This is a genomic window from Blastocatellia bacterium, from assembly GCA_035573895.1.
Classification (GTDB): Bacteria; Acidobacteriota; Blastocatellia; order HR10; family HR10; genus DATLZR01.
In genome coordinates this window covers 1-6,675 of record DATLZR010000066.1, presented here as the reverse complement: position 1 = coordinate 6,675, position 6,675 = coordinate 1, and the positions used below count along the sequence as shown (strand labels likewise).

Here is a 6,675-nt window from a genome sequence, read left to right as displayed (position 1 = left end):
GCGGCTGGCACAGTTTTTGGAGCAGTTGCCCGACGCCTTGGACTTGATGACGCGGGCGCTTCGCGCGGGCCACGCCTTCTCCAGCGCCATGAACACGGTGGCCAGTGAGATGCCCGATCCCATCGCCAAGGAATTCCGCCGCACCTACGAAGAGCACAATCTGGGAATGAGCCTGAAGGTCGCGCTGGAACATCTGATCGAGCGCGTGCCTCTGCTCGACCTGCGCCTGTGCGTCACGGCCATCCTGATTCAACGAGAGACGGGGGGCAATCTTTCGGAAATTCTGGAGAATATTGCCACCGTCATCCGCGATCGCTTTCGCATTCTCGGTCAGGTGCGGGTCTTTACCGCACAAGGTCGTCTGACCGGGTGGGTGATTGGGCTGATTCCGTTCGGCTTGGCCTTTTACATCTACCTGGTCAATCCCGAATATCTGGAACCGCTCTTCACGACCCAGCCGGGCAAGTATATGCTCGGCACGGCGCTGACGATGGAACTTCTGGGCGTGCTCATGATTCGCAAGATCGTGAGGATTGACATATAGGGAGTGGGGCGATGATTACAGCCGTCACAATCCTGGCCTTTATTGCTGTCACGTTGCTTGTGCTCGGAGGCTATTATGCCTTCTCTCCCCAGGCGCAGAGCGTCGCCGACCGGTTGGAACAATTGAAGACGGGAACTACGGCCGTGCCGAGGGAGCCGCAGGCGCTGGTCGGTTTGCGGGAGACCATCGAACGATTGACAGGGTCGCTCGGTCGGCTCTTTCAATCGCCGGAGAAATCGGCTGAGATTCTGCGTCGGCGGCTCGGTCAGGCGGGGTTCTACAGCCCGATGGCAGTGGTCAATTACAAGGGGATTCAACTCATGGCGGCTGTGGGACTGCCGCTCGTTTTCACGGTTGTCATGATCGTGATGGGAAGTTCGGTGGCGGGAATGATCTTCGCGTTGCCGCTTCTGGCGCTGGCGGGATTTGCCGCGCCCGCCCTGATTCTCGATAGCATGATCAGCCAGCGAAAGAATCGGTTGCAAAAGAGCCTGGCCGATGCCGTTGATCTCATGGTGGCCTGCGTGGAAGCCGGATTGAGCCTGAATGCGGCCCTGGTGCGGGTGGCGGCGGATCTGAAAACAGCGCACCCCGATATTGCCCAGGAGTTTGAGTTATGCGGTCTGGAGATGCGCGCCGGGAAGCCCCGCGAGGAAGCCTTCCGTAATCTCGGCCTCCGAACCGGGGTCAAGGATTTGCAGTCATTCGCTGCCATGTTGATTCAGACCGACCGCTTCGGCACGAGCATCGCCCGCGCTCTGCGCGTCTTTGCCGATTCGCTGCGGACAAAACGCCGCCAACGCGCCGAGGAGGCGGCGGCCAAGACGACGATCAAACTGGTCTTTCCTCTGGTCTTTTTCATTTTCCCGGCGATTATGGTGGTGCTTTTGGGGCCCGGTCTGCTCCGGGTGATGGAGGTCTTCCGGGGCATGAATCGCTAAGCAGATGGTAGTTCGTTGGAGTTAAATCTCAGCCAAGCAGGAGGGGGATAGAATGGCTCTGTCAATGCTGCTGTTTCAAGGCGGCGGGATGCCGTCGCTGGACATGATCATTCTCGGTGTCTTGATCGTCCTGGCCGTCATCCTGGGGATCATTGTCATCAACAAGCGGCGCGCCAGGGGCTAGTCGAGGAGTGGATGGAAAGACTGCCGTGCGGGGGAGGCGGTTTCCCCTCACGGCGGTTGTGAATCCGCGATTGAGGTGGCTCATCGCATGAAGGTATACAACGCAACAAAGGGTCGGTGGTTGGCAACCGATGTCGCCGTTGCCTCGACGTTCTGGTCTCGGCTCGTCGGGTTGCTGGGGCGACCCTCGCTCCCGGAAGGAGCGGGACTCCTGATCACGCCCTGTGACTCGATCCATACCTTCGGGATGCGATTCCCCATCGATGCGGTTTTTATTGACCGAAGATATCGGGTCGTGCGAGTCGTTGAAGGGCTGAGGCCCTTTCGCGTCGTCCTGCCCGTTCGGGAAGCGATCAGCGTCATTGAGCTTCCCGTCGAGACGGCCCGTCGCACGCAAACCGAGTGCGGCGATCAGCTTGAGGTCGCCAACTGAGCATCGTCGCAGATTCTTTCCGACCTTCTCCAGGAGACGAAGCCTTTCAGATCGGGACTGAATGTGGGGGACGAGGGGGGATAGCGGATTCGTGAGGAGGGTGTCACGATGAGACAACAGATTTGTGCTCTTACTCAGAGAAGCCGACCATCACACCTGATCCCTCTGCGGGGAGGACTCGTCCTTCCTTTTGCCGCTCTTTTGGTCTTTTCCACGAGCGGATGCGTGAATCTCCAGTCGGGATTGAAGAAGCTGCTCGTGGCCGATCCGGCGATCGTCGCTCGACGTGCGCCGACGGTGCCGCCCGATCAACGGATGGTATCGGCCATCCGGCCGCGCGTGAGTATTGATGAGGGGGAGGCGTCATCGGTCGCCCCGGCTTCGACGGTCTCACGCCCGCCGCGCGTGGGGGCAGAAGCGGCTGCCGTCACTCCCGCCCCCGCTCCCGTCACTCAACCTGCCCCCGCTCCGAAAGCGAGCGCCGATGAACTGGCGATGTATAAGGAGCAAGCGCTCCTTCGCCCCGATGATGCGGTAGTGCGGTTCCAGCTCGGTCGCCTGCTGCTCGACCGAGGACTCGTTGACCAAGCGGCCTATGAACTGGACATGGCCACGTCGCTCGATCCAACGATGGCCGACGGTTTCCTGCTGCTCGGTCGGGCCTTGCGCCTCAAGAGTCAGTACGATCTGGCCGTCGCTAAGCTGCGTGCCGCGCTCCAATTGAATCCGCGTTTGGTCGAGGCCCTCATCGAGGAGGGCATCTGCTGGGATCAACGGGGCTATTACGAGCGCGCCCGCGACGCGTATCGTCGAGCCTTGCAGCTTCGACCCAACGACCCCACGATTTACAACAACATCGGCGTCTCCTACTTCTACCAGGGCGATCATGAAAACGCGCTGAAAAATTACAAGAAGGCGCTGGCGATTGATCCAAACAATCCTCAGACCAACAACAATATAGCCGTGGTTGCGGCGGCGCGAGGCGACTACGATCTCGCCTTCGAGTATTTCTCGCGGGCGCTCGGGCAGGCAGCGGCTCACAATAACGTCGGCTATTTGCTTCTGCGAGCGGCCAGGTTTGACCAGGCGATTAAACATCTGCGCGAGGCCGTGAAGCTCAATCCCATGTCGGTCACGGCATTGGCCAATCTGGAAGCAGCTCTTCGCATGACGGGGAATACCTCAGAGGCCGAGCAGGTTCACGCTCAATATCTGAAAGCCCAGCAGGCCGAGGCGACCGCTAAGAAGTAATCTACGGAGCCGCGCCGGAGAGGTCGAAAAGTAAAGGCGGGGTGAGCAGTGATGAAGGTTCTGGCTGTGGTCAATCCCGCCGCCGGTGCGGGACGAGCGCTGCGTTGGTTTCACCGGATTCGGGCGAATTTGAAAGCTTCCGCCGCCGAGTTCATCGTCAGCCAGAGCGTCGAGCACCTTCGCGCGGTCGCCCGCGAGGCTCTGAAGGCGGGCTATGACACCATTGTCGGTTGCGGCGGCGATGGGACACTGCATCACCTCGCCTCGGTGCTGGCGGGAACGGGCGTAAGACTGGGAATCGTTCCCCTGGGCCGAGGGAATGATGTCGCCCTCAGTCTGGGAATTCCCCGCGATCCCCGACGCGCATGGGAAAGAGTCTTCAGCGGTGGCGAGCGACGGATTGATCTGGCCCGTGTAGGAGCGCGGTTCTTTGCGAGCGTGGCGGGTATCGGATTGGATGCCGAGGTGGCGCGTCGGGCGCAGGAGACATCGCCGCTCTGGCGGGGGACGACGGCTTATCTTGCGGCCATTCTCAAAACATTGGTGACCTTTCGCCCCAGGCGCGTGCGACTTCGTCTTGACGGTGAAGTTCTTGAACGGGAAGTGACGCTGGTAGCCGTGGCCAACGGTTCGAGCTATGGCGGAGGAATCACCATTGCTCCCCAGGCGCGCATGGACGACGGTTGGCTCGATGTCTGCATCATCGGAAAAGCATCAAAGCCGCGCTTGCTCAGCCTGCTTCCATCCGCCTATAGAGGCCAGCCTCTTCACCAGCCCTTCGTCGAGTATTACCGGGCGCGGCGGATTGATGTGACTGCCGATGATGCGTTAGACATCTACGGCGATGGGGAATACCTTCAGTCGCTGCCCGCAACGATTGAGATCGTGCCCCGCGCCCTCGCCGTGTGTGCGCCGCAGACCTAGAGCGTCGGCAGCCTACCCCCTGGCCGCTCGGTCAGCATCTCCTGGGCGCACTGGCGCAAAGGGCGGTTCCTGTTCTAGGCTTGAGGGGTGAACTCGGGGCTGAGGATGTCATGGGGAGAAGGTCTGCCCCGTGGTGGCGACTCCTTCGGCCTGACATGCGGAGGGACGGACGTGATCACACCACTTGCTGATCTCCATCGCCGAGCGGGAGCAGCCCTGGAAGAGTTCGGGGGCTGGACCATCCCTTCGGTTTTCACCGACCTGATCGAGGAGTATAACGCCGTTCGGCAGCGCGTGGGGTTGCTCGATCTCTCGTGTCGGGGTCGGATTCAGGTGTCAGGCAAGGAGCGCGTTCGATATCTTCAAAGCCTGCTCTCCAATGATGTCGCCCGTCTGGCGCCTGGATCGGGTTGTGTGGCCACGCTGCTCACGAACAAGGGACGGATGATCAGCTTCCTTCGAGTCTTGAACATGGGCGAGTCCTTTCTCCTGGACGTTGAGCCGGCGGCCATGCCCAAGACCTTCGACACCCTGATGGGATACAGGCTTTCGCTGCGCGTGCAGATCGAGGACGTCACAGCCGCCACAGCCGTGCTCTCCCTTCAAGGGCAATACGCCTGGGTTGTGATCCGGGCACTGGCCGCCTCGGAACTCGATCCCCTCGACCGCGAGCTGGATCATCGAGAAATTCTCATCGCCGTGGAATCGGCAGAAGCGCCAAACGCGCCCCGGTTGATCCCGGTTCGTCTTGTGCGGGCAAGTCATACGGGAGAAGAAGGCTATGACCTGATCGCGGGGGTTTCCTTTGCACCGCTGCTTTGGCAGATGATTCTTCAGCGCGGTGAAGACTATGGCCTGAAGCGGGTCGGATGGAGCGCGCTCAATCTTCTTCGCGTGGAAGCGGCAATTCCCTGGTATGGCGTGGACCTCGATGAAACGACCATTCCACTTGAAGCAGGCCTGGATAACGCCGTCAGCTTCGGCAAAGGATGCTACGTCGGGCAGGAAACGATTGTAAAGATCGCCCATCGAGGCCACGTGAACCGTCGGTTGGTCGGGCTGGTTGTCAAAGGAGAAAGCGTCCCGGAAGCAGGCGCGAGAATTTTCGTCGGAGGTTCGGACGTCGGGCGCATGACGAGCGCCGTCTTCTCGCCGATGCTGGCCTCCGTCATTGCTCTCGGTTACGTCAAACGTGAACTCAGTTCGCCGGGAACGGCGGTTACGATCAGGACGAGCCGCGGAGATGTCGAGGCTGAGATAGTACCACTCCCCTTCCTCTCGCCGCCGGGTGCGGGCTGAGCGGACGGAGATTCCTTTTTTCGCTCACGTCCCATCATCCAAGAGAATGCGCGGATCGAGCTGAAGGCTGAGCGGATCGGGATTCCCTTTTTTCACCGGCTTTCCCCCGTCTTCGGAGGCAAACCCCCGGTGCTTCCTTTGGTTGTCATGAACTTGACACGGATGGGGTCGCCACTATAATTGCCGCCCGTAAACCACATCTCTTTGAGGAAGGAGCCATGCCGATGAAGCGCGTGATGGGAGTCGTTGTGTGGGTTTTTCTCCTCACCGTGGTGATCTTCCCGTTCCCGACCAAGACAAATAACCAGGAGCAGGAGTGGCCCCTTTATGGTCGTGATCTGGCGGGATCACACTACAATCCCGACGAGAGGAAGATCACACCGGCGACGGTCTCACGCTTAAAACCCAAGTGGATTTTTGAGACCGAGGCCGATGTATCGAGCCAGCCGACGGTCGTCGGCGGCGTTGTCTATTTCGGTTCATGGGATGGCCGACACTACGCCGTTGATGCGAAGACCGGAAAACAGGTCTGGGTATTTGAAACCGGCAGTCCCGTGCGCGTCGGAACGGCTTACGGCGATGGCCGGGTCTTCTTCGGCGATCTCGCCGGCCGACTCTATGCGGTGGAGGCGCGAACGGGCGAACTCAGATGGAAGCGGCGGATTGACGATCACCGCTATGCGGTGGTGACCAGCTCGCCCATCTACTATAACGGGCGCATCTATATCGGCGTCTCCTCTCATGAGGAGGGAGCCATGCTGCGCGATCCTCGATACGAATGCTGCACGTTTCGCGGAGGAGTGGCGGCATTTGATGCGAAGACGGGAGACTTGATCTGGCGGTTTTATACCATCCCGGAGGCGCCGGTTCCTCGGGGTCAAAATAAGCGAGGCGTTCCTCTTCGGGGTCCCGCCGGCGGCGCCGTGTGGTCAACCGTCGCCATCCACCCGCGCGCGAATCGGCTCTATCTCACGACCGGCAACCAGTACACCGGCCCGCCCTCCAAATTCACCGATGCCATCATCGCGCTCGAACTCGACACGGGCAAGCTCGTGTGGGCCTACCAGGCGGTGCCCAACGACATCTGGACGTTTGATTGT

General features: G+C 60.3%; 8 protein-coding genes. All 8 read left to right on the top strand.

Annotation, left to right across the window (positions count from 1 at the left end; all coding sequences use genetic code 11):
* Positions 1-544: type II secretion system F family protein (locus tag VNM72_06835; GenBank protein ID HXF05115.1), on the top strand; the 544-nt coding region annotated here is incomplete at its 5' end.
* 11 nt (positions 545-555) lie between these two features.
* Positions 556-1,485 carry a type II secretion system F family protein gene (locus tag VNM72_06830; GenBank protein HXF05114.1) on the top strand — a complete coding sequence of 310 codons (930 nt, stop codon included), beginning with the start codon at positions 556-558 and terminating at the stop codon, positions 1,483-1,485.
* A gap of 52 nt (positions 1,486-1,537) precedes the next feature.
* The gene (locus tag VNM72_06825; GenBank protein ID HXF05113.1) at positions 1,538-1,669 is read left to right on the top strand and encodes a hypothetical protein; all 132 of its coding nucleotides are present in this window, start codon (positions 1,538-1,540) and stop codon (positions 1,667-1,669) included.
* Positions 1,670-1,756: 87 nt separating this feature from the next.
* The gene (locus VNM72_06820; protein ID HXF05112.1) at positions 1,757-2,101 is read left to right on the top strand and encodes a DUF192 domain-containing protein; all 345 of its coding nucleotides are present in this window, start codon (positions 1,757-1,759) and stop codon (positions 2,099-2,101) included.
* Positions 2,102-2,209: 108 nt separating this feature from the next.
* Complete coding sequence (locus VNM72_06815; GenBank protein ID HXF05111.1) at positions 2,210-3,352, top strand: tetratricopeptide repeat protein; 1,143 nt, start codon at positions 2,210-2,212, stop codon at positions 3,350-3,352.
* 51 nt (positions 3,353-3,403) lie between these two features.
* On the top strand, positions 3,404-4,276 hold the full coding sequence (locus VNM72_06810) for a diacylglycerol kinase family protein (GenBank protein ID HXF05110.1): 873 nt from the start codon (positions 3,404-3,406) through the stop codon (positions 4,274-4,276).
* Positions 4,277-4,447: 171 nt separating this feature from the next.
* Positions 4,448-5,575, top strand: coding sequence for an aminomethyltransferase family protein (locus VNM72_06805; protein HXF05109.1), 1,128 nt, complete (start codon positions 4,448-4,450; stop codon positions 5,573-5,575).
* A 224-nt stretch (positions 5,576-5,799) separates the two neighbouring features.
* A partial coding sequence (locus tag VNM72_06800) for a PQQ-binding-like beta-propeller repeat protein (protein ID HXF05108.1) occupies positions 5,800-6,675 on the top strand: 876 nt, incomplete at its 3' end.